The organism is Marivirga sp. (genome assembly GCF_051117495.1).
GTDB lineage: Bacteria > Bacteroidota > Bacteroidia > Cytophagales > Cyclobacteriaceae > Marivirga.
The window spans coordinates 1-21,716 of record NZ_JBNPEF010000042.1 but is presented as its reverse complement, the minus strand read 5'-3'; the positions used below and the strand labels follow the sequence as shown (position 1 = coordinate 21,716).

Genomic DNA, 21,716 nt, shown 5'->3' with positions numbered 1-21,716 from the left:
CTTTATTGTGCAGATTTTAATAAAATTCATCATAATAAGATCAACTCCATTAATACTCATTAAAAACCAATAAAATAATAGATGCAATAATTTTTATTTAATTATATAAAAAGTACTATTTTCATTTCTTAATCTAAAACTACAGAAAATGATGAAAAAAATACTTTTAGTGTGTTTTAGCTTTTGGTTCTTTTCAACAAATGCTCAGGAAACTTATAAAGTGAATGGTGTTAAAGATGAAAGACCAGGCTTACACGCCTTTATTAATGCAACATTACATGTCGATTATCAAACCTCAATCGAAAATGCAACTTTGGTAATTCAAAAAGGGGAGGTAATTGACGCTGGTAAAAATGCAGTTGTTCCTGATGGTGCTATAGTTCACGATCTAAAGGGGAAACATATTTATCCTTCTTTCATTGAGCTATCGAGCAAAATTGGTATGCCAAAAGCTGAGAATGGCAGAAGTTCAGGACCTCAGTTAGGCCCTAAAAAAGAGGGGGCTTATAACGCAAATGATGCCATTAAGGCTTATTTTAATGCTCATGAAGCCTTTGAATATAAAGATTCCGATGCAGATAAAATGCGTAAAGCCGGATTTGGAGTTGTTTTAACGCATAATCAAGATGGCTTGGTTAGAGGAACCGGATCTGTGATAGCCTTACATAATGGCCCAGAAAACGAAATTATCTTAAAAGAAACTGCTTCCCAGCATTTTTCATTCGACAAGGGGAGCTCTACTCAAGATAATCCGTCCTCATTAATGGGTGCTATAGCCTTAATTAAGCAAACATATTTGGATGCTAAATGGTATGCAAACCAAAACGAAATGATTGATATTTCCTTGAATGCATTTAATCAAAACAAAAGTTACCCTCAGTTTTTTGATGCTGGTGGAGATAAATTATATGTTTTGAGAGCTGATCAATTAGGGGATGAGTTTGGTGTTCAATATATCATAAAAGGAAACGGGGATGAGTACCAAAGATTGGATGAGATCAAAGCCACCAATGCACAATTAATACTTCCTGTTAATTATCCTGAAGCTTACGATGTAGAAGATCCATTTGAAGCTATGAATGTTAGCCTAGAAGATATGAAGCATTGGGAAATGGCGCCTTCTAATCTAAAAATGTTGGCTGATAAAGGTATTAATTATTCCATTACTTCTGATGGTTTAAAAGATCCATCTAAACTTTCTTCCATGATTACCCATTCATTGGAGGCAGGTTTGGCTGAAGAACAAGCTTTAAAAGCCTTAACTTATAATCCTGCACAATTTGTGAAAATGGGAGATAAGCTAGGAAGTTTATCAAAAGGAAAATATGCCAATTTTATAATTACTGATGGTAGTCCTATAAAAAAGGATACGAAAATTTATGAAAACTGGGTTAAAGGAAATCCTTACAAATACCTAGATTATAGCTTACCTGAATTAGCTGGTGATTATACTTTATCAATTGGAGAGCTTGAATACCAAATGGAAGCAAAAGGAGATCCTGGAAAAGAGAAATTCAAAATTGTGGTAAACGACTCTACATCTTATGATATAAAGTCAGATATTTCTAAACAACTGATCAGCCTTTCTTTCAAAGATGAAAGCAAAGAAAAAGCTGGCAAGATAAGATTGTCAGGCTGGCTTAATGATGGTGGATTAAGTGGAAACGCTAAAATGCCTGATGGAAGTTGGGTAAAATGGAATGCCACATTAAATAATCAGGACACTGAAGAGGATACCGAAGAAGATAAAAAGGATGAAGAAAAAGAAGCCATAAAAGATGATCTTGGTTCTTTAATTTATCCGTTCGTTGCTCACGGTAACACTGAAAAACCTAAAACCGAGACTATTTTAATTAAGAATGCTACAGTTTGGACCAATGAGGCGGAGGGTGTTTTGGAAAACACAGATGTTTTATTGGAAAATGGTAAAATAGCCAAAATAGGAAAAGGTTTGACTGCTTCCGGTGCCAGGGAGATTGATGGAACTGGTAAACATTTGACTCCAGGCATTATCGATGAACATTCGCATATTGCCATCAGTAGAGGTGTAAATGAAGGTTCTGAAGCTGTAACTGCTGAAGTAAATATTGAGGATGTAGTAAATTCTGAAGATATCAATATCTACCGTCAGCTTTCAGGTGGGGTTGTGGCTTCTCAATTATTACATGGTTCTGCCAATCCGATAGGTGGGCGTTCTGCCATCATTAAATTGAAATGGGGATATAGTCCTGAGGAAATGAAAATTGATTGGGCTGATAAATTTATCAAATTTGCTTTAGGAGAGAATGTAAAGCAATCGAATTGGGGGGAAAGAAATACCATCCGTTTCCCGCAAACCAGAATGGGTGTGGAACAAGTATTTGAAGATGCTTTCACAAGAGCAAGAGAATATGAAGCCGAATGGAAAGCTTATAATGCTTTATCAAAAAGAGATAAAGCTAATGCCAATGCTCCAAGAAGGGATTTGGAATTAGAAACTCTCGTGGAAATATTGAATAGTGAAAGATTTATTTCTTGTCACTCTTATGTTCAATCTGAAATCAATATGTTGATGAAAGTAGCCGAGCGATATGGATTTAGAATCAACACTTTTACTCATATTTTGGAAGGTTATAAATTGGCAGATAAAATGAAAGAACATGGTGTTGGAGGTTCTACTTTTTCAGATTGGTGGGCTTATAAATTTGAAGTGAATGATGCAATTCCTTATAATGCCGCATTAATGCATGGTGAAGGTGTGGTTACGGCCATTAATTCAGATGATGCCGAAATGGGAAGAAGATTAAATCAAGAAGCTGGCAAAACCATGAAATATGGTGGAGTACCAGTTGAAGAAGCCTTGAAAATGGTTACCTTAAATCCTGCTAAACTATTGCATTTGGATGATAGAATGGGAAGTATCAAGGTTGGTAAAGATGCTGACGTGGTATTGTGGAGTGATGAGCCTTTGTCTATTTATGCCAAAGCAGAGAAAACCATAATAGAAGGTACTGTATTTTTCAATAGGGATGAGCAAGAAGAAAAATTAAATGCTATTCAAGCCGAAAGAGCTCGATTAGTAGCTAAAATGCAGGGAGAGAAGTCCAATGGAAATTCTACCCAAAAGGCAAAGAAAAAATCACAGATTATCTACCACTGTGAAACAGAAATTCAAAATTATTCATCTTTAAAGTAAGTTGATATGAAGATATTAAAATATATAGGAATTATAATATTGAGTGTACTGAGTTTTTCAGTTATGGCTCAAGTACCGGCTCCTGGTGAACCACAAAAAGAGCCTATTGCCATCATGAATGCTTATGCTCATTTGGGTAATGGAGAAGTGATTGAAAATTCTGTTATTACTTTTGAAAATGGAGTAATCACCAATGTTGCAGATGCGACTAGTATTCGATTGGATTTATCTGGTTATAAGGTAATAGAAGCTGAGGGTATGCATGTATATCCTGGATTGATTGCAAGTAACACTATTATTGGCTTGGAGGAGATTGCCGCTGTTAGAGCCACTCGAGATCAGGATGAAACTGGGGATTTTAATCCAAACGTAAGGGCATTAATTGCCTATAATACGGATTCTGAGATTATCCCTACCACTCGTTTTAATGGAGTACTATATGCCCAAACAACGCCAAGAGGTGGAAGAATTTCAGGAAGTAGTTCTGTAATGGATTTGGATGCTTGGAATTGGGAAGATGCTGTACTTAAGAATGATGAAGGCATTCATTTAAACTGGCCGTCAAAATTAAGATACCCAAGATGGTGGTTAGGTGAAACTGAATGGAGGGAAAATGAGGATTATGACAAGCAGTATGATGAGGTAAAGTCATTTTTTAAAGATGCAAATTCCTATAATGAAATTGATAATCTGGAAACCACAAATCTAAAGCTTGAATCCATGAAAGGGTTGTTTGATGGTGCAAAGAGTCTTTATATTCATACTGACAGGGCAAAAGAAATTGTTCAATCTATTCAATTTGCCATGGAAATGGGCGTGAAGAAAATAGTATTGGTAGGAGGGGATGAATCCTATTATGTTCGGGATTTCTTAAAAGAAAATAATATTCCGGTTATTTTAGAGGAAACTTTAAGACTTCCAAGTAGAACAGCCGATCCTGTTGATATGCCATATCAATTGCCAAATTTACTTCATAAGGCAGGCATTAAAGTAGCGATTGGACAATGGGGAGAAGTAATGCAAGTGAGAAATTTGCCTTTTAGTGTTGGAACTGCGGCTTCTTATGGATTAGGTAAAGAAGAAGCTTTGAAAATGGTGACTTTAAATGCTGCAGAAATCATGGGGGTAGATGATAAAATAGGAAGTTTGGAAGAAGGTAAAATTGCCTCTATTGTAGTTTCTCAAGGAGATATATTGGATATGGAAGGCAACCAACCTGAATATGTTTTTGTGGAAGGAAGACAGGTTAATTTAGAAGCTCACCAACAAAGATTATATAAAAAGTTTAAAGAAAAATTTGATCAGAAATAAACATTGTTAAGATCAATATTTTCATTGAATTGAATAAAGCCGGCTTGGTAAAAGCCGGCTTTTTTTTATCAATTTAATTCTGGAGTTGACTGGATATTTTTTATCAAATTTTGGACAGCTATTCTGTCGGCACTTGAAATTTTTTCCTTTAACTCGCCATTTTCATAAGTGGCAAAAAAAGGTAGGCTGTAAACTCCGGCAGATAGTCTTGCTTTTGGATTATCAGGCGCATTGATTTCAAGGAATTTGACATCATCATTTGTTTCTTCAGCCAATTTCCTGAACTGAGGTTCAAATGCTTTACATACTCCACACCAATCAGCATAAAATTTAATGACCACTTTGTCATGCTTTTTCAATTTCTCCTCTAAATTAATATCGGTAACTTTTTCAATCATAGCTTAAAAAATTTATTATTCAGGCTTAATTACCAATAGGTGATGTTGATTGTTTAGTTAGCATTTTAATTCTAGAAAGCGTGGATGTGATATATCATCAGATATGATATTCTAATACTATGATAATTCTAAGGTACTCTTTAACCGATTTTTCTTATCGAAAGTATTGAGCTTTTAATAGCCAAAAAAGAAGCTCTTGTGAATTTTAATTACTAAAAGTTTTATCAGTAAAAAATATATCTGAGGTAGGAATTAAGATAAAACTTAATTGAGAATATTTTCCGCTAATTCCTTTAAATTAGTAACATGAAAATCAGCTTTTTCCATTAGAGGATAATATATCTGTCCCTTTCTTTCAATAAAAGCAGTTTGTATTCCAACAGTTTTGGCACCTGCAATGTCCCAGGGATGGGCTGCTATCATCATAGCATTTTCAGCTTTACAATTCATATCACTTAAAACATATTGATAAGTTTTGCCTTGGGGCTTAAAACTTCTGACTTCTTCTACACTATATAGTTTATCAAAATAAGGCGTTAAACCGGCATATTTCATTTGAGCACTTAATGCTTCTGAAGAGCCATTTGTGAGGGCAACAATAAGAAAACCATTTGATTTTAAATTTTTCAATCCTCCTTTAACATCAGGATGGGGCGGGAGTTGGGTTATCAAATTAAGAATTCTAGAGATTTCTTCATCTTTAATATTTACCTTCAATTTTTTGGCTGTCATTTTCAAAGTAGCTTTGCCAATTTCTCCGAATCCGTGATAGGTATTGCAAATTGATTCTACCATGGAATACTGCAATAAAGTAGAAAACCATATTGAAAATGCATCCTCATTTTGAAAAACTTGATGGATAGCAGATTTAATTTTACCTAAATCCAATAAAGTTTCATTTACATCAAATATTAATAATTGAGGCTTATTCATTCTATTTTACTTCTTTATCCAAAATATCCATTAGTTTATGCAGTTCAGGTATAATTTTGGATCTCATATAATTACTTACTTTTTGGTTATAAAAGCTTGGTCTATCAAATTGGTTTATCAAGAGCGCTAAATTTTCAAAGCACCCGGCCAAGGCAGTACCCTTTAGTTTGTGTAAAACAGATCTTAAGGCTTGAATATTTTCAGTTTCTATTGTTTCATTGAGCTGTCTTTCAAATGTCAACATGTTTTCCTTTGCCAAATTAATGAAGCTTAAATAATGCTTTTCATTGTGGTTCAGCCTTTTGAGTAAATCTTGCTTATTGAATTTCTGAATATTCTTTTTGATCTCTTGCTGTTGGGCTTCTTTGATTTTACCCTCTATTTTCAATTTTTTCAGCGTATTGATGAAGTCTTCTTGAATCAATGGTTTTTCAAGGAAATCGTCTATCCCAACGTTCAATGCATTTTCTTTTTCTTCCTTCAATACCCCTGCAGAAAGCGCAATAATAGGAATTCTTTCTCCAGATTTTTCATAAGCCCTAATAATTTCCGTTGCTTCAATACCACTCATAATGGGCATTTGAATATCCATTAATATTAAATCGGGTTTGTCCTTTTTATATTTATCAACCGCTATTTCACCATTTTCTGCATGCAATAATTCACAATCTGGCAATACATTTTCCAATATACGCGTTATCAGGAATTTATTCACTTCATTATCCTCGGCCACTAATATTTTATTAAGTTTTAAGGATCCTTCATCCATACCTTCCTCTGCTTTTTTGGTTTGATGGTCATCTTTATTTTTGACACCTTTTTCAATGCATTCAATTGTTTCTATCAACTCGCTATTGACCACAGGTTTAGGTACTTTATAGATGTTTTCATCATCAGCATATTGGGATATGAAAATTTTGCTATCAATATGTTTGTGAAGTATTATTATGGGTGTGTTATGAATCAATTCTTTTTCCTTCAGCATTTCTAGGAGTTCAAGACCATCAATATTATCCATTTCCTCATCAATGATAATTAGATCAAAATTTTCATTGTCTTTTATAGTTTTATGGGCCTCAATAGCTGATGATTTGACAAGTACTTCCAAGCCGAACATTTCCAAAAAGTCTCTTAAGGATTCATTTAGTATTGAATTATCATCTACCAATAGAACTTTTCGAATAATATTGAAAGTTATATTATCTGTCCATCTTTCTTTACTAATTTCTTTTTCATCTAATTCAATGTCAAAATAAAAATTACTTCCTTGTTTAGGTTCGCTTTTTAACTTTAGCTTACTCCCCATCATTTTTAATAATTTATTTGAAATGGTGAGTCCTAGTCCTGATCCTCCAAATTTTCTAGTGGTTGAAACATCCGCTTGTTCAAATGCACTAAAGATATTTTTTTGCTGTTCTTTGCTTATCCCTATACCAGTATCCATTACTTCAATACGTAATTTATTAGATTTTTTAACCGTACTCACTCTTAATAAAATAGTGCCTTTTTCAGTGAATTTCACAGCATTACCCAATAAATTTATAAGAATCTGTCTAAGCCTTAGTTCATCAGCTTGGAAAAAATGAGGTGCTTCCTTTTGGTAATCTATTACCAATTCCAAACCCTTCTGAGAGGTTTGGTAGGTGATAAATGCCGAAGCAGATTCAACTAATTTTAAACCATTGATTTTTTCATATTGCAAGTTTAGTTTACCAGCTTCAATTTTTGAGAAATCCAATATATCATTGATAATTCCCAAAAGGGAATGAGCTGAATTGTATATGTGTTTGGTGTAATCAGTTTGTAAATTATTAAGGTTGGTTTTTCTTAACAAATCTGAAAAACCAATTACACCATTCAGAGGAGTCCTAATTTCATGGCTCATATTAGCTAAGAAAGTTGATTTTGCCTTATTGGCATCTTCAGCCACTTTTTTGGCTTCAATCAACTGTTTTTCTGATTTTACCCGATCTGTAATATTGTTGAAAGTTACCAATGCCCAATGTGTATCCTTTTCATCTATTATTTTAATGTTAGCGGCAATCCATATTGTTTTATTTGTTTTTGCATTTAATAATTGTACTCTCACATCATTAAAAGACTTTTTCTCTTTCAATGCTATGGCAACGGGGTGTTGATTTGATTTTAACTCATTCCCCTTGTCATCCAAAAGCTTTATAATGGTTTTAGCGAGTTTATTTCCTACTATATCAGATTTGTTAAGATCTAAAATCTGGGCAGCACTATCATTCATGGACCTTATGATGCCTTCCTCATCATAGAAAAGCAATGCTTCTGACATTGATGTGATGATATTCTGTAATTGCTTTTCATTTTCTTGAACCTTTAACTCAGTATTTTTTCGATAATTGATATCGGAAAGTGTTCCAAACCAATACCAATTCCCATCAATGTCTTTGTTGGGTTGTGAAGTAGCTTTGACCCATTTTGTTTGTCCTTTAGCAATTATTCTAAACTCTAAATTAAAATATTGATAGTTTTCCAATGCATAATTGTTGGCTTTTAAAAACATTTCCAGATCATCGGGATGGACAATTTCTTTCGCAAAATCATTGGTGTCAATATTTCTTTCACCTATGCCAATGATGCTTTTAAAAGGGGGGCTCATGTAATTTAATTCACCATTTCTATTAAGCTTATATACTCCAATTGGAATGTTTTCTACGAGCTCATTATATTGTTTCGTTTTTTCTTGGAGCTTAAATTCATTTTGTTTTTGTTCTTCAATGTTTTGAATTGTACCGTAGTAACGAATCAATTTACCATTTTCGATTTCTGGTACTCCAATAATTCTAGCCCAAAATGGATTACCTTTACCTGAGATCAGTCTTAACTGAAGGTCATATTTTTCCTGCTTATTTATTGCGTTTTCTATCAACTGTTTTGAAGATTCGACTTGTGTTTTATCTTCAATAAAATCAAATACACCATTTATATTAGGATCATAATCTTCAGGCATCTCATATATATTCCGGGTGTTTTCTGTCCAATAAATTTGTCCGGTTTCTATATTCCAAGTCCAGCCTCCTGTTTTTGTAATCAAATTAGTTTGTTGCAGTAATGCTTTTGTTCTATCTAATTCAATTTCAGCTATTTTTCTTTCGGAAATTTCCAGTATGATACCTGATTGATCAATAGGCTTTAAATCTTTTGTCAAGCCTTCTACTCTTCCATTATTAAGTACCCACACCCAGTGACCTTTTTTATGCTTTAACCTAATTTCAAAATCATACCGAATGATGGCTTCATTTTTATTTTTAAAAAAATGATCTGTCATAAACGCCATATCATCCGGATGAACTAATTCCATCCATTTTTCCATAGTGATATCAGGCAGTTCCTTTTTCTTATAACCTAAAATATTGGCATAATAATCATTAATGACGTAGCATTTCTTTTCCCTATGCCAATCATAAGTGCCCAAACTGCTACTTGAAATAATCAAGTCAAGCCTCTTTTTTTCTTCTTTTAATGCATTTTCAGTTTTTTTTAGTTTGGTAACATCTTGTATGGTGCCTCTATAGATTAATTTATTTTTATCATCAATCTTTGAGGCTGTTTGTTGAACATATTTTATGTTACCTTTTTTAGTAATAATTCTGTGTGTTAGGCTAAATTCCCCACTTTTAAAAGCATTTATGTCTTCTTCATATACCATGGCTTCATCATCAGAATGAACCATTTCTTTAAATGAATTAATGGTGGGTTTGAAATTTTTAGGGTCTAATTCAAAGATTTCATATACGACTGGCGACCAATAAATATTTCCTGTGTCCACATTGGCTTCCCAATTCCCTATTTTGGCTAATTTTTGTGCTTCTAATAATCTTTGATTGCTTTCTTTTAGTTCACTAGCAATTGATATATCATTATCTTTCATTTTTTCCCTATTCTTCCTTTAAATTCATATTTTATTTTGATTTATTCAATTGTTTCTCGCATTAATTTTAATTCACTTGAAGTATATATTAACTTAATTACATTCGTATCTTCAGATTTGCTTCAGAATTAAGTGTTAATTTTGTCCTAAAAATTTAATATCGTGATTGGAAATCTGTCAGGTTTTTAATTGATATTAGCAATGAAAACATTGCCATATTAGTACTATAAATACTGGAGAAGTGATAGGCTGTTGAGATATTACAACTATCAAGGATTTGGTTAAACTAGAATAGTGAATAAATCTATAGGGAGAAAACATGAAAGTTTTAATTGTTGAAGATCAAATAGAGCTGGCTAAAAACATTGAAGATTACCTCAAAAAGGAAGGCTTTCAAATTAGTGTAGCTCCAGATTTTTTTACTGCAACTGATAAGTTGGCAGCTTATGAATATGATGTGGTCATTATTGATTTAATGTTGCCTGATGGAAACGGAATGGATTTGTTATATTCTTTGAGGGCAAATAGAAAAAATATTGGGACACTTATTTTATCTGCCAAAAATTCAATTGATGATAAAGTTAGGGGTTTGGATGCTGGTGCAGATGACTATTTGGGAAAACCATTTCATCTATTAGAATTGGCCTCCCGTTTGAAAGCAATTTACCGAACACGAAAACAGGAAAGCAGTAATGTAATTGAACTTGATAAAATCCTGATTGATACCGATAAGAAAGAGGTGAGAGTTGATAATCAAAAAATGGATTTGACAAAAAAAGAATACGAGATGCTTTTATTTTTTGCCAATAATGCAAAAAGAGTGCTGACCAAACAAAACATTGCGGAACATCTCTGGGGCGATTTTATTGATGAAAGTGATTCTTTTGATTTTGTTTATCAACATATTAAAAATTTATGAAAAAAGATTCAAAAAGCTACCGGAACTGATATCTTAGAGACAGTTTATGGAGTAGGGTATAAGCTTAAAACATTATAGTATGAGATTAATTACCAAAATAGTATTGATATTCCTCGGACTTTCATTGATTGTATTTTTCATAGGGGGTATAGTAACTGTTCAAATTATTTCCAATGAAGTAAAAAAGGAGGAGCGTTGGTTTTTGCAAGAAAGACTAAGTTCTACTGAGAAATATATTGAAAGAAGGCAGCCTACCAAAGATATCATTCGCGATAAAGTAATGATTCTGCCTCAGGAAGATTCCATTGAAATTGATAACATTATTTTTTCGGATACCATTGTCCACCATAGTACCTTAGAAAGACCAGAACAACACAACAAATTAGAAGTAGGTAAGAAGATTGAAGGTCGGTATTATAAAATCATTCTTTATGACATCATAATTGAACAAGATGATATTGTAGATGGTATAGTGGAATCTCTAGTGAAAACCTATATTCTTTTGCTTGTTGTAGTATTAATAGGAAGTTGGTTATTATCTAGGAGATTATTAAAGCCATTTGAAGATACACTTGCGGCTATCAAGAAATTTGATATTAAGGAAAATGAACCTTTTATTTTATCTAATACAGCTACCAAGGAATTTAAGAGGTTAAATGCATTTATTGATCAAATGTCTCAAAAAGTGATGGCGGATTATCAATCACTGAAGGAATTCACAGAGAATGCCAGTCATGAAATTCAAACTCCTATAAGTATAGCGAAGGGTAAATTAGAGATATTGCAAGATGGAAACTTGGACGAGGAACAAAAGAAATTGGTTTCAGATGCATCTAAAAGCTTAAATAATTTATCAAAATTGGGCAATACATTGACACTATTGGCTAAAATTGATAATCAGGAATTTGAACAAAAAGAAAGCGTAGATGTAAGCAATACATTGGAAGACTTTATCGATGAATATGAGGAATTAATCTATTTAAAAGGAATTAATTTAAGCAAAAAAATTGATGATGATATTCAATGGAATATACATCCAGTCCTTTTGGAAATTCTTATTACTAACCTTTTAAATAATGCCATTAAACATAATTTAACTGAAAATGGATTTATTAAAATCTATTTAGAGAATAATCAATTGATCATCGAAAATTCTGGTAAACCATTAAACTACAAGCCCGAACTACTTTTTGCTCGCTTTAAAAAGGGTAATCAGAGCAGTTCTTCTTTAGGTTTAGGATTAGCTATAATTCAAAAAATTTGTAAAGTAAGTGGTCTAAAAATTAATTACATCAATAAGGAACAACTTCATCAGATCACCATAGAAAGTCCACAATAGACAATAGACAATAGACAAGTTGGAATTTATTGATATTATAGACAACTTAATCCCAACTTATTCGATATTTTAAGTTACTTAATTTTTTTATACCCTTCATTTTTCAATCCAAAAAGTACTCTTAACTGCTTTTTAGAAGCTATTGGATGTTTTTTTGAACAATATGGCAAAAAAATACTTGTATCTACATTAAATTTTTGTTCCAAGACGATGAAATTCAAATTTCCTTCAGAATTGGATCGTAATTTTGAGTCATAATAAAGATTGAAAAGCAAAAAAATGCAAAACGCGCAAACAAATATTCTAAAGTTATTTATTCTAATTCTATTCAGTTTTGGTTTCCAATCAGTTTGGGCACAAAGCACAACAGTGAGCGGAAAATTGATTGATGCCAATACCAAAGAACCACTAGCTTATGCGAATGTGAGTGTTTTGGATGCAAATGATGAAATAGTGACTGGTACCGTCACTCCAGAATCGGGGATTTTCCAATTTCAGGTTGAAAGAGGAGAATATAATTTAAGAATTCAGTTTATATCTTATCAGACTATCAATAGAAAATTGGTAGCCGATAAAAGTAAGATTGAATTTGGGACAATTGAATTAAGTGAAGATGTAAATCAGCTTTCCGAGGTTGAAGTAGTTGCTAGGCGTCCTCAAATGGAAATGAAGCTTGATAAACGGGTTTTTAACGTAGGTGAAGACCTTAGTAATATTGGTAGTAATGCGGAAGCCATGTTAGATAATTTACCAAGCGTCACCGTTGATATCGATGGCAACGTCTCATTAAGAGGAAGCGGAAATGTAAGAATATTAATCGATGGAAGACCATCAGGTTTAGTGGGTATAAGTGGTGGTTCTGCTTTAAGGCAAATCCAAACTGATCAAATTGAAAGGGTAGAGGTCATTACAAACCCATCAGCGAGATACGAGGCAGAAGGAAATGCAGGGATCATTAATATCATTATGAAAAAAGAGAAAAAAGGTGGTTTTAATGGTAGTGTAAGTACTAATGTTGGTTACCCAGCTATAGGCGGGGTAAACGGAAATCTTAATTATAGAAAAGGAAAAATTAACCTTTTCGGAGCATACGGAATTACTTATCGTGAGAATTTTGGAGGTGGTTACATTGACCAGGAATTTACACCTGAAGATACTACTTACTCAACTTATGTAGATCGTCAAAGAGAAAGAAGCGGTGTATCCCAAAATGCAAGATTTGGATTGGACTACAGTTTTAATGAAAGTACAACCTTAACCGGATCTTTTCTTTATAGAATTTCTGATGAAAATAATTTAAGCTATAATTATTATGATGATTATGATGGGATCGATAGAAATACTCGAGAGCTTGTAAGACGTTCTGTCCGTATTCAAAATGAAAAAGAAGATGAGGAAGTTTTAGAATATGATCTCAATTTTACCAAAACTTTTGGGGGAGATGATGATCACAAATTAACTGCTGATCTTCAATACAGAAACAATACGGAAACTGAAGACTCAGATTTGAGAAATGAAAGGTTTGTGATATCTCAAGATCAATTTGTGGATAGTATTCAACAAAGATCATTGATAGATGAATTCTCGGAAAACATCTTAATGCAAGCGAATTATGTTAAACCAATTGGAGAAAATAGGTCATTTGAAGCCGGTTGGAGAAGTACTTTAAGAACTATTACAAACGAATATGAAGTAACACAAAATATAGAAGGTCAAGAGGCCGATAGTGTTTTGAGCGACTTCACCAATGATTTTATATATAATGAAAATGTTCATGCACTTTATGCTATATATAATAGTGAGTTTAATAAATTCACTTATCAAATTGGATTAAGAGCTGAGTTGACAGATATCACTACTCGATTAAAATCACCAGTGGATACTACCAATGCAAGAGATTATTTGAATTTGTTTCCTAGTGTTTTCATGACCTATGAATTCAATAAATTACATGCTTTGCAGGCAAGTTATAGTAGAAGATTCGACCGTCCTGGATTTAGATCATTAAACCCATTTTCGAATTTTAATGATGATAGAAATATTAGAATCGGTAACCCAAATTTAAATCCTGAATTTACGGATTCCTACGAAATGGGATTGATGAATAATTTTAGCGATGGTACACTTTACAGTGGATTGTATTACAGAAGAACCACTGGGGTAACTGAAAGGATTAATACTGTAATAGATGGAATTACTTATGTACAGCCACAGAACTTGGCAGAAAGAAATTCAATTGGCATTGAAAATAATTATTCTCATGATTTAAATGATTGGTGGAGATTAAACGGAAATTTAAATGTATTCTATTCGGATACTTATGGAGTGGTGAATGAACAAGTTTTTGAGGCGCAAACATTTACAGCCTCTGGTAGGGCTACCTCGCAAATGAATTTTAAAAATGATTTTAATTTTCAATTAAGCGCATTCTACAGAGCTCCTCAACAAACTACCCAAGGTACCCGAAAAGCCTTTTATATGGTTGATTTAGGATTTAGTAAAGAGGTATTGGATAATAAAGGAACTTTAGCACTTAACGTAAGGGATTTATTAAATTCCAGAAAATGGAGAACCACTACAGTAGGTGAGGATTTCTTTTACGATTCAGAATTCCAATGGAGAACAACCACAGTAACGCTTTCATTCGATTACAGAATTAATTCCAATAAAAGGAAAGGCGAAAGAGGCAGAGATGGTGGTGACTTTGAAGGCGGAGGTGATGAGTATTAAACCTGTTTTGTCAGGTTTACCTAAATTATTCATCATGGTTTTCGGTCGGTTTCCCAACTATCGAGGTGAATGCCATGGCTGGCAGCACACCAACCATTTGAATCTCATTTGAAAAACTAATATTATTCGAGCAAAGCATAAATATGACAAGGTAGGATTTTAAGATTAGGTTATAGTTTAGTTTTTAAAAGGTATGGATTTTCTATTCATGCCTTTTTTTATTTAGAATATCTCTTCAAATAGTTAGTTATTTATTCCATATTAGCTTATCAAAAATATTTTTTATATGATAGAGCGAAATGCACTTTGGGGTATTGATCTAGGTGGAACCAAAATAGAAGGCGTCATTTTAAGGTCTAAAGAAGAACCAGAAGTTTTATTGAGAAAAAGAATTGCGACCGAAGCTGATAAAGGTTACGAACATATCATAAAAAGAATTCAATTACTGGTCAATCAGATGGCTGAAGAAATTGGTTTCAAACCTACTTCCATAGGAATTGGAACCCCGGGTTCTACAGATCCTCAAACCGGTTTACTGAAAAACAGTAATTCCACAAATCTAAATAATAAACCATTGCTTAAGGACCTAAAAAAACTTTTAGGGATTTCGGTTTTGATGGCCAACGATGCCAATTGTTTTGCTATTGCAGAAACCCAAATGGGTATTATCAAAGATGAATTCCCTAAAACAGAAGTCGTCTTTGGGGTCATTATGGGCTCTGGAGTGGGAGGCGGATTGGTTATCAACGGTAAGGTTTGGAATGGAAAGCATGGCATAGCAGGTGAGTGGGGTCATATATTTTTGGATGAAGATGGAGAGGACTGCTATTGCGGAAAACATGGATGCGTGGAAACCCTTTTAGCCGGTAAGGCATTGGAAAGATATTATAAAAAGATTTCAGGGGCAGATAAAAATTTAAGAGACATCATGGCTGATAGGAGCGATGATGAATATGCACAAAAAACTTATGAGCGCTTAATTCATTTCTTTGGCAAGGGATTATCCGTAATTATAAATGTAATTGATCCGGATGTGATAATTATAGGTGGTGGTGTTGGAAATATTCCACACTTATATGATGAAGGAATTGAATCAGTAAAGAGATTTACTTTCAATCCTGACATGAAAACGCCCATAGTGAAACCAAAATTGGGTGATAGTGCGGGAGTTTTTGGTGCCGCTTTTTTAACTGCATAGGTGGTGGGTAAATTCAATTTTTATATCTTTGCCGAATGAGTCATTTAATAGCCCCTTCCGTTTTAGCCGCAGACTTTGCTAATTTGCAAAGAGATGTGGAAATGTTGAATGAAAGCCAAGCAGATTATATCCATGTGGACATTATGGATGGCATTTTCGTTCCCAATATTTCATTTGGATTGCCCGTTTGCGAAGCCATCTATAGACATGCAAAAAAACCATTGGACGTGCATTTGATGATTGAGAAGCCCGAAAATTACATTCAGGCTTTCCATGATGCAGGTGCGGCCACAATCTCTGTGCATTATGAAGCTAGTCCTCATTTGCATAGAACGTTGCAGGCTATCCGTGATTTAGGCTTAAGGGCAGGAGTGGCAATTAATCCTCACACCAATGTGTCTTTGTTGGAAAATGTTATTCAAGATACTGACTTAGTTTGTATGATGTCTGTTAATCCAGGCTTTGGCGGGCAACAATTTATTGAGCAAACTTATACCAAGGTTCGTCAATTAAAAGAACTAATAGCAGATCAAAATGCTTCTACATTAATCGAAATAGATGGTGGTGTCAATATTGATAATGCTCCCAAATTATTGGAAGCTGGAGCCGATGTCTTGGTAGCCGGAAATTTTGTTTTTAAATCAGAAAACCCAATACATACTATAAAGGAACTTAAAGACGTTTCTTTCTGAAAAATAGCCGGCATTTCATGCGATCAATTTTTATTCTAATTCTGATTTTCTCAATTCCTTTTATCACCTTGGGGCAAAGCCATCAATTAAAAGGCAGAGTGGTAGATGCTAGAAATAATGAAGGAATTGCCTCTGCCGGAATTGAGTTGATCGATACTGAATTTCATACCCAGACTGACAGTCTGGGTTTTTTTGAATTTGAAGTTCCAAAATTAGAGGAATATTTTTTAAGAATTTCGCATGTTAGCTTTATCAACCAAAATATCAATATAGTTTCATCAGACTCTATTTTGATTGAGATGCAAGTGGATAATCTTTTGCTTCAACAGGTGGATGTAAGCGGAAAGACCGATAACTTGCCAAGAAACGGTTTGCAAAAAGTTCAACCACTTTCCGTAAATGAAACGGCAACTCCTTTTAATGAATTTAATCAAGTATTGGCAACCCTTCCTGGAGTAGTTTCCAATAATGAATTGAGCAGTTCTTATGCTGTAAGAGGGGGGAATTTCGATGAGAATTTAGTATATGTAAATGGAATGGAAATCTACAGACCATTTCTAGTAAGGGCTGGCCAGCAAGAAGGCTTGAGTTTTATAAACCCAGATCTGGTGGGCAATATAGAGTTTTCAGCTGGAGGATGGGAGGCAAAATATGGAGACAAACTATCAAGCAACCTGCTAATTGATTACAAACAAACAGAAGAAACTGAGGGCAATATTAACCTGGGACTGCTAGGGGCTTCAGGTTATTTATCTACTCAATTTAGTGAGAAAGATAATTTGTTACTTGGGTTAAGGTATAAAAACGCTAAATATTTATTCAATACATTTGAAACAGCAGGTGAGTACTTACCTAGATTCCTGGACTTTCAAGCTTTCTATAATTACCGTTTTTCTGATAAAACTACTTTGGATTTATTGGCAGTTTTTGCTCAAAATGACTACCGTATTGAACCAGCATCAAGGGAAACGGATTTTGGGTCATTCCAACAAAAGTTAAGGTTTTTTGTGGCTTATGAAGGAGCCGAATCCTTAAGCTACAGAAGTTTTCAAGGAGGGGCTCGCTTGCGCCATTTATTTACTGATAATTTTAGGACTTCAGTAATATTGTCTGCTTTTTCCACTTCGGAAGCTGAATATAATAATACAGAAGGCTTTTACAGATTGTGTGATGTGGATCGAGATTTTTCTTCGGATACCTTTGATGAATGTATTAGCCTAAGAGGGATAGGAGCTAATTATAATTATGCCCGTAATTTTTTATATGCACAAATAGCTCAAGCTATAATTCGAAACGATTGGCAAATTCAAAAGGATCACTTACTGGCTTTTGGAGTTGAGTATAAAAGACAATTTGTAAATGATTACTTAGATGAATTCGAATTTAGGGATTCGGCTGATTTTGCGCAAGTCAATAGAGTGGTCAAGCAAGAAAATAATCTAGTGGCCAATTTTGCCAATGTTTATGTGCAACATGAGTGGCAAATCAATAGCAGACATTCTTTAAACTCAGGACTCAGGTTAAATTATGGTTCCAACACTGGGGAGTGGTTGTTAAGTCCAAGGGTTCAATATCAAGTGATTTTGCATCCCGATAAAAGTGGTCAATTCAATTTTTTTACAGGATTATATAGACAATATCCTTTTTACAGAGAATTAAGAGATTTTTCAGGCAATATAACACCAGATGTAAGGGCACAATCCGCTTTGCATTTTGTGGGTATGTATTCCAAGAATCTAGAAATTTGGCAAAGACCTTTCCAAATCAATTCTTCCCTTTATTATAAGTATCTATATAATATAATTCCGTTTGACGTTGATAATATTCGATTACGATACAGACCAGAATTAACGGCTGATGGATATGCCTATGGAGCAGATTTCAGGTTTAGCGGTAATTTTATTCCCGATATAGAATCATGGTTTAGTTTAGGATTTTTATCGACTAAAGAAAATGTAGCAGAAGATAGCAGGGGATATATCAGAAGACCTACTGATCAAAGAGTTACAGCCTCTATTTTCTTTCAAGATAATTTTATATATGATCCTACAATAAAAGTAAATTTAAAACTTCAAATAGGTTCTGGGTTACCATTCGGCCCGCCCAATAGTCTGGAAAGTAGAAATATATTTACTGGAGAATGGTACAGAAGAATGGATGTGGGTTTTTCCAAACAGTTTATGGGCGATAAAATCAAAAATCTAAGGTATATTGAATCATTATGGCTTGGATTGGATGTTTTAAATGTCTTAGGTGTCAGTAATACCATCTCCTATTCATGGATAGAAGATGTAAACGCACAAACATTTGCAGTACCCAATTCGTTATCGGCAAGATTTTTGAACTTAAAAGGTATCGTTAAATTCTAATAATATGAATAACACATTATTTATTCTGATACTTATCATTTTTGCATCTTGCAGTACTCAACAAGTACTAAAAACGGATAGTCAAAATGATATTGATTTAAGCGGGAGATGGAATGATACAGATGCTGAAATTGCCACTAGCGAATTATTTAATAATCTTATTACCTCTAGTTGGTTAAAAAATCATCAAGATCAATATGATTTAAATCCTAGAATAGAGATCATGAAGTTTGAAAGTAATTTTAAAAATGGGGGAGGTTCCTTGGAAAAATATTTCTCCCAATATTTGAATGCTAACACTGCTATTGAACTAATCAAAAACAAGGATCAAAAATCAGCTGAATTCAATTTGACGGGAAGTATTAATGCAGAGGAATTTGCAACGGAAGACCAAAATCATATTGATTATGTTTTACGTGCCCAATTAAAAGACTTAAATGGGAAAATCTTGTGGGAAGACAATTCCGTTGTAAAGAAATATATTAAAGATTGATTTCTTCTATTTCCCAATCCTTTTTACGAGTTGCTCTATGTTTTTTTTAGCATTCCCCACATAGAGCTCACCATTTATTAAAAAAACTGGTCTTTTAAGAAAAGTGTATTCTTCCAGTAATAATTTTTTATAATCATTTTCAGTCAATTCTTGTTTATTTAAGCCCTGCTGACGAAATTTTATAGCTCTTTTATTGAACAGCTCTTCATAAGATTCGGTAATCACGTACAATTCAAGTAACTGAGGCTCAGTAAGTGGGTTGTTTTTGATGTCGATTTTAGCGAAGTCTTCCAAGTCCAATTGTCCCATAATTTTCTTACAAGTGTCACAAGTGCTTAAATAATAGACGACTTTCCTCATATTTATTACTTTTTGGTGATAAAGTAATGAAAAAATTTGCGTCATGCCAACAAAAAGTGTTAATTCGGGTTTTTAAAATATGTAATCAATTCAAAAAATCTAATATAAACAATTATGAGAAGATTAGTAAGACAAGGAATGTTGGCTTTAGCTGCATTAGTATTATTGAATTCTAATGTTGCAATGGCGCAAGATTCAGAAATTACGGACAAGGATTTGTATAATTTTGCATTAGTAGTGCAAGTTGTAGAACAAATGAAAGCGGAAGTTGGACCCGCTATCCAAAGCTTAATTGAAGAGCAGGAAGGTTTTGACGGGAAGAGATATAATGAATTGAAAGGTGCTGGAGATGATGAGGCGAAATTAAAAGAATTAGGAGCCAATGAATTCGAAATTAAATTTATGGGCTTACTTGTTAAAGAACAAGAAGAAAAAATCGATAATATTAAAAGTGCTTTAAATACACTAGTAAAAGGAATGGTTGGTGTTCAGAAATACAAAACTATCAAATCAACCCTTTCTGTTGACCCAGATTTAAAAGCAAAATACGAAGCTATTTTAAACAGAATTGGTCCTGCTGAAACAGGTGCTTAATTTTATTTAATTAACTATACAAGAGCCACTTTATTAATTTAGAGTGGCTTTTTTTTGTCTAAAAATTTCATTTTATTTTATTCAAAATCCTTTTTTTTGAATTACATAGAAGCTATTAACCTTTCACACAAAGAAAATTATAATATCCTGATATTGAGTACCAAACCGCAAATTTTGTAAAATTAAATTTCATACTTTAAATAATAGTTTCATCTCTCATTTTTCATTAACTTAAGTTGAAAAAAAGATGGAGAATAGAAGAAGTTTTGTCAAAAAATCTTTGATTGGTATGGCAGGCATAAGCTTGTCAGCTAATGCATTAAGCCCGTATTTATTAGCCAAAAACAAGAAAAAATTGGGAGTGGCACTGGTCGGTTTAGGTTATTACAGTACTGATTTACTCGCTCCTGCATTGCAATTGACCAATAGCTGTTATTTATCAGGTATTGTAACAGGTACTCCCGAAAAAGCTGAAAAATGGAAAAGAAAATATAATATCCCGGATAATAATATCTATAACTATCAAAACTTTGATTCCATTGCCAATAACCCTGATATTGATATAGTATATGTGGTGCTTCCTACTTCAATGCATGCTGAATTTACCATAAGAGCCGCTAATGCAGGTAAACATGTTTGGTGTGAAAAACCCATGGCTGTAACTGAATTGGAATGTCAAAAGATGATCAATGCCTGTAATGAAAATAAAGTGAAACTCAGTATTGGTTATAGAATGCAGCATGAACCCAATACCAGAAAAATCATTAATTATAGAAATAATAATACTTTTGGTGCTATAAATTTAGTACAATCCGCTGCCGGTTATTACGATGGAAGAACTGATCACTGGAAATTTGATAAAGAAATGGGTGGTGGAGCTATGTACGATATGGGCGTTTACCCACTCAATGCATGCCGATACGTGACAGGTGAGGAACCAATATCGGTAATGGCTCAGCAATTTACCAATAGACCTGATATTTTTAATGAAGTAGATGAAACGACCCTTTTCCAACTTGAATTTCCTAGCGGGGCTTTAGCCAATTGTTCTGCTAGTTTTGGAATGAAAGTCAATAATCTACAGGTGACCTGTACTAATGGATGGTATAAACTCAATCCATTTCAAGCCTATAGTGGCATTAGAGGAAGTGCGAGCAATGGTGATATATTGGATGACAAAATACGGATCAAGCAATAAATCTGGGGATTTAGGATTGAAGAATTAACTTTGTCAAAAAAAAAGACAAAGTGGATCAGAGCTTAATTGAGTTGTTTTTGCCAGAGGGCATTCTCGAATATTTCCA

Annotated in this window: 15 protein-coding genes; 11 read left to right on the top strand and 4 right to left on the bottom strand. The window is 33.6% G+C overall.

Annotated features, from left to right (window positions below):
* Positions 1 to 148 precede the first annotated feature (148 nt).
* Positions 149 to 3,175, top strand: coding sequence for an amidohydrolase family protein (locus tag ACFE0M_RS18465; RefSeq protein ID WP_434547273.1), 3,027 nt, complete (start codon positions 149 to 151; stop codon positions 3,173 to 3,175).
* 6 nt (positions 3,176 to 3,181) lie between these two features.
* Positions 3,182 to 4,486, top strand: a complete 1,305-nt coding sequence (locus ACFE0M_RS18460) for an amidohydrolase family protein (protein WP_434547272.1) — start codon at positions 3,182 to 3,184, stop codon at positions 4,484 to 4,486.
* A gap of 68 nt (positions 4,487 to 4,554) precedes the next feature.
* Here ACFE0M_RS18460 and ACFE0M_RS18455 read toward each other — a convergent pair whose 3' ends face one another.
* The 3 genes from ACFE0M_RS18455 to ACFE0M_RS18445 all read right to left on the bottom strand — a co-directional run bounded on the left by ACFE0M_RS18455 (position 4,555) and on the right by ACFE0M_RS18445 (position 9,718).
* Positions 4,555 to 4,884, bottom strand: a complete 330-nt coding sequence (locus tag ACFE0M_RS18455) for a thioredoxin family protein (RefSeq protein WP_434547270.1) — start codon at positions 4,882 to 4,884, stop codon at positions 4,555 to 4,557.
* A gap of 264 nt (positions 4,885 to 5,148) precedes the next feature.
* The gene (locus ACFE0M_RS18450; protein WP_434547269.1) at positions 5,149 to 5,817 is read right to left on the bottom strand and encodes a haloacid dehalogenase type II; all 669 of its coding nucleotides are present in this window, start codon (positions 5,815 to 5,817) and stop codon (positions 5,149 to 5,151) included.
* A gap of 1 nt (position 5,818) precedes the next feature.
* Complete coding sequence (locus ACFE0M_RS18445; protein ID WP_434547268.1) at positions 5,819 to 9,718, bottom strand: PAS domain-containing protein; 3,900 nt, start codon at positions 9,716 to 9,718, stop codon at positions 5,819 to 5,821.
* A 319-nt stretch (positions 9,719 to 10,037) separates the two neighbouring features.
* On the opposite strand from ACFE0M_RS18445, the gene ACFE0M_RS18440 reads away from it, so the two are divergent.
* The 7 genes from ACFE0M_RS18440 to ACFE0M_RS18410 all read left to right on the top strand — a co-directional run bounded on the left by ACFE0M_RS18440 (position 10,038) and on the right by ACFE0M_RS18410 (position 19,458).
* Positions 10,038 to 10,637: a response regulator transcription factor gene (locus ACFE0M_RS18440; RefSeq protein WP_434547267.1), complete on the top strand. Its 600-nt coding sequence runs from the start codon at positions 10,038 to 10,040 to the stop codon at positions 10,635 to 10,637.
* A gap of 79 nt (positions 10,638 to 10,716) precedes the next feature.
* Positions 10,717 to 11,976, top strand: a complete 1,260-nt coding sequence (locus ACFE0M_RS18435; protein WP_434547266.1) for a sensor histidine kinase — start codon at positions 10,717 to 10,719, stop codon at positions 11,974 to 11,976.
* A 279-nt stretch (positions 11,977 to 12,255) separates the two neighbouring features.
* Entirely contained in the window at positions 12,256 to 14,706 is a 2,451-nt protein-coding gene (locus ACFE0M_RS18430; protein ID WP_434547265.1) for a TonB-dependent receptor domain-containing protein, read from the top strand.
* A 286-nt stretch (positions 14,707 to 14,992) separates the two neighbouring features.
* Positions 14,993 to 15,904 carry an ROK family protein gene (locus tag ACFE0M_RS18425; protein WP_434547264.1) on the top strand — a complete coding sequence of 304 codons (912 nt, stop codon included), beginning with the start codon at positions 14,993 to 14,995 and terminating at the stop codon, positions 15,902 to 15,904.
* A 35-nt stretch (positions 15,905 to 15,939) separates the two neighbouring features.
* Positions 15,940 to 16,596 carry a ribulose-phosphate 3-epimerase gene (gene rpe, locus ACFE0M_RS18420; RefSeq protein WP_434547263.1) on the top strand — a complete coding sequence of 219 codons (657 nt, stop codon included), beginning with the start codon at positions 15,940 to 15,942 and terminating at the stop codon, positions 16,594 to 16,596.
* Between the two features lie 17 nt (positions 16,597 to 16,613).
* On the top strand, positions 16,614 to 18,965 hold the full coding sequence (locus ACFE0M_RS18415) for a TonB-dependent receptor (protein ID WP_434547262.1): 2,352 nt from the start codon (positions 16,614 to 16,616) through the stop codon (positions 18,963 to 18,965).
* Between the two features lie 4 nt (positions 18,966 to 18,969).
* The gene (locus ACFE0M_RS18410) at positions 18,970 to 19,458 is read left to right on the top strand and encodes a hypothetical protein (protein ID WP_434547261.1); all 489 of its coding nucleotides are present in this window, start codon (positions 18,970 to 18,972) and stop codon (positions 19,456 to 19,458) included.
* A gap of 6 nt (positions 19,459 to 19,464) precedes the next feature.
* Here ACFE0M_RS18410 and ACFE0M_RS18405 read toward each other — a convergent pair whose 3' ends face one another.
* A complete protein-coding gene (locus tag ACFE0M_RS18405) occupies positions 19,465 to 19,818 on the bottom strand; it encodes an arsenate reductase family protein (protein ID WP_434547260.1) in 354 nt (117 codons plus the stop codon).
* A 114-nt stretch (positions 19,819 to 19,932) separates the two neighbouring features.
* On the opposite strand from ACFE0M_RS18405, the gene ACFE0M_RS18400 reads away from it, so the two are divergent.
* Both ACFE0M_RS18400 and ACFE0M_RS18395 read left to right on the top strand, forming a co-directional pair.
* On the top strand, positions 19,933 to 20,412 hold the full coding sequence (locus ACFE0M_RS18400; protein WP_434547259.1) for a hypothetical protein: 480 nt from the start codon (positions 19,933 to 19,935) through the stop codon (positions 20,410 to 20,412).
* 247 nt (positions 20,413 to 20,659) lie between these two features.
* Complete coding sequence (locus ACFE0M_RS18395) at positions 20,660 to 21,610, top strand: Gfo/Idh/MocA family protein (protein WP_434547258.1); 951 nt, start codon at positions 20,660 to 20,662, stop codon at positions 21,608 to 21,610.
* The last annotated feature ends 106 nt before the right edge of the window (positions 21,611 to 21,716 follow it).

Excerpts from the sequence above, each read along its gene's own strand:
- ACFE0M_RS18395 (WP_434547258.1), top strand. The coding sequence starts at position 20,660 with ATGGAGAATAGAAGAAGTTTTGTCAAAAAATCTTTGATTGGTATGGCA.
- ACFE0M_RS18405 (WP_434547260.1), bottom strand. The coding sequence starts at position 19,818 with ATGAGGAAAGTCGTCTATTATTTAAGCACTTGTGACACTTGTAAGAAA.
- ACFE0M_RS18430 (WP_434547265.1), top strand. The coding sequence starts at position 12,256 with ATGCAAAACGCGCAAACAAATATTCTAAAGTTATTTATTCTAATTCTA.
- rpe (WP_434547263.1), top strand. The coding sequence starts at position 15,940 with ATGAGTCATTTAATAGCCCCTTCCGTTTTAGCCGCAGACTTTGCTAAT.
- ACFE0M_RS18455 (WP_434547270.1), bottom strand. The coding sequence starts at position 4,884 with ATGATTGAAAAAGTTACCGATATTAATTTAGAGGAGAAATTGAAAAAG.
- ACFE0M_RS18410 (WP_434547261.1), top strand. The coding sequence starts at position 18,970 with ATGAATAACACATTATTTATTCTGATACTTATCATTTTTGCATCTTGC.
- ACFE0M_RS18425 (WP_434547264.1), top strand. The coding sequence starts at position 14,993 with ATGATAGAGCGAAATGCACTTTGGGGTATTGATCTAGGTGGAACCAAA.
- ACFE0M_RS18445 (WP_434547268.1), bottom strand. The coding sequence starts at position 9,718 with ATGAAAGATAATGATATATCAATTGCTAGTGAACTAAAAGAAAGCAAT.
- ACFE0M_RS18450 (WP_434547269.1), bottom strand. The coding sequence starts at position 5,817 with ATGAATAAGCCTCAATTATTAATATTTGATGTAAATGAAACTTTATTG.
- ACFE0M_RS18440 (WP_434547267.1), top strand. The coding sequence starts at position 10,038 with ATGAAAGTTTTAATTGTTGAAGATCAAATAGAGCTGGCTAAAAACATT.
- ACFE0M_RS18400 (WP_434547259.1), top strand. The coding sequence starts at position 19,933 with ATGAGAAGATTAGTAAGACAAGGAATGTTGGCTTTAGCTGCATTAGTA.
- ACFE0M_RS18465 (WP_434547273.1), top strand. The coding sequence starts at position 149 with ATGATGAAAAAAATACTTTTAGTGTGTTTTAGCTTTTGGTTCTTTTCA.
- ACFE0M_RS18460 (WP_434547272.1), top strand. The coding sequence starts at position 3,182 with ATGAAGATATTAAAATATATAGGAATTATAATATTGAGTGTACTGAGT.
- ACFE0M_RS18435 (WP_434547266.1), top strand. The coding sequence starts at position 10,717 with ATGAGATTAATTACCAAAATAGTATTGATATTCCTCGGACTTTCATTG.
- ACFE0M_RS18415 (WP_434547262.1), top strand. The coding sequence starts at position 16,614 with ATGCGATCAATTTTTATTCTAATTCTGATTTTCTCAATTCCTTTTATC.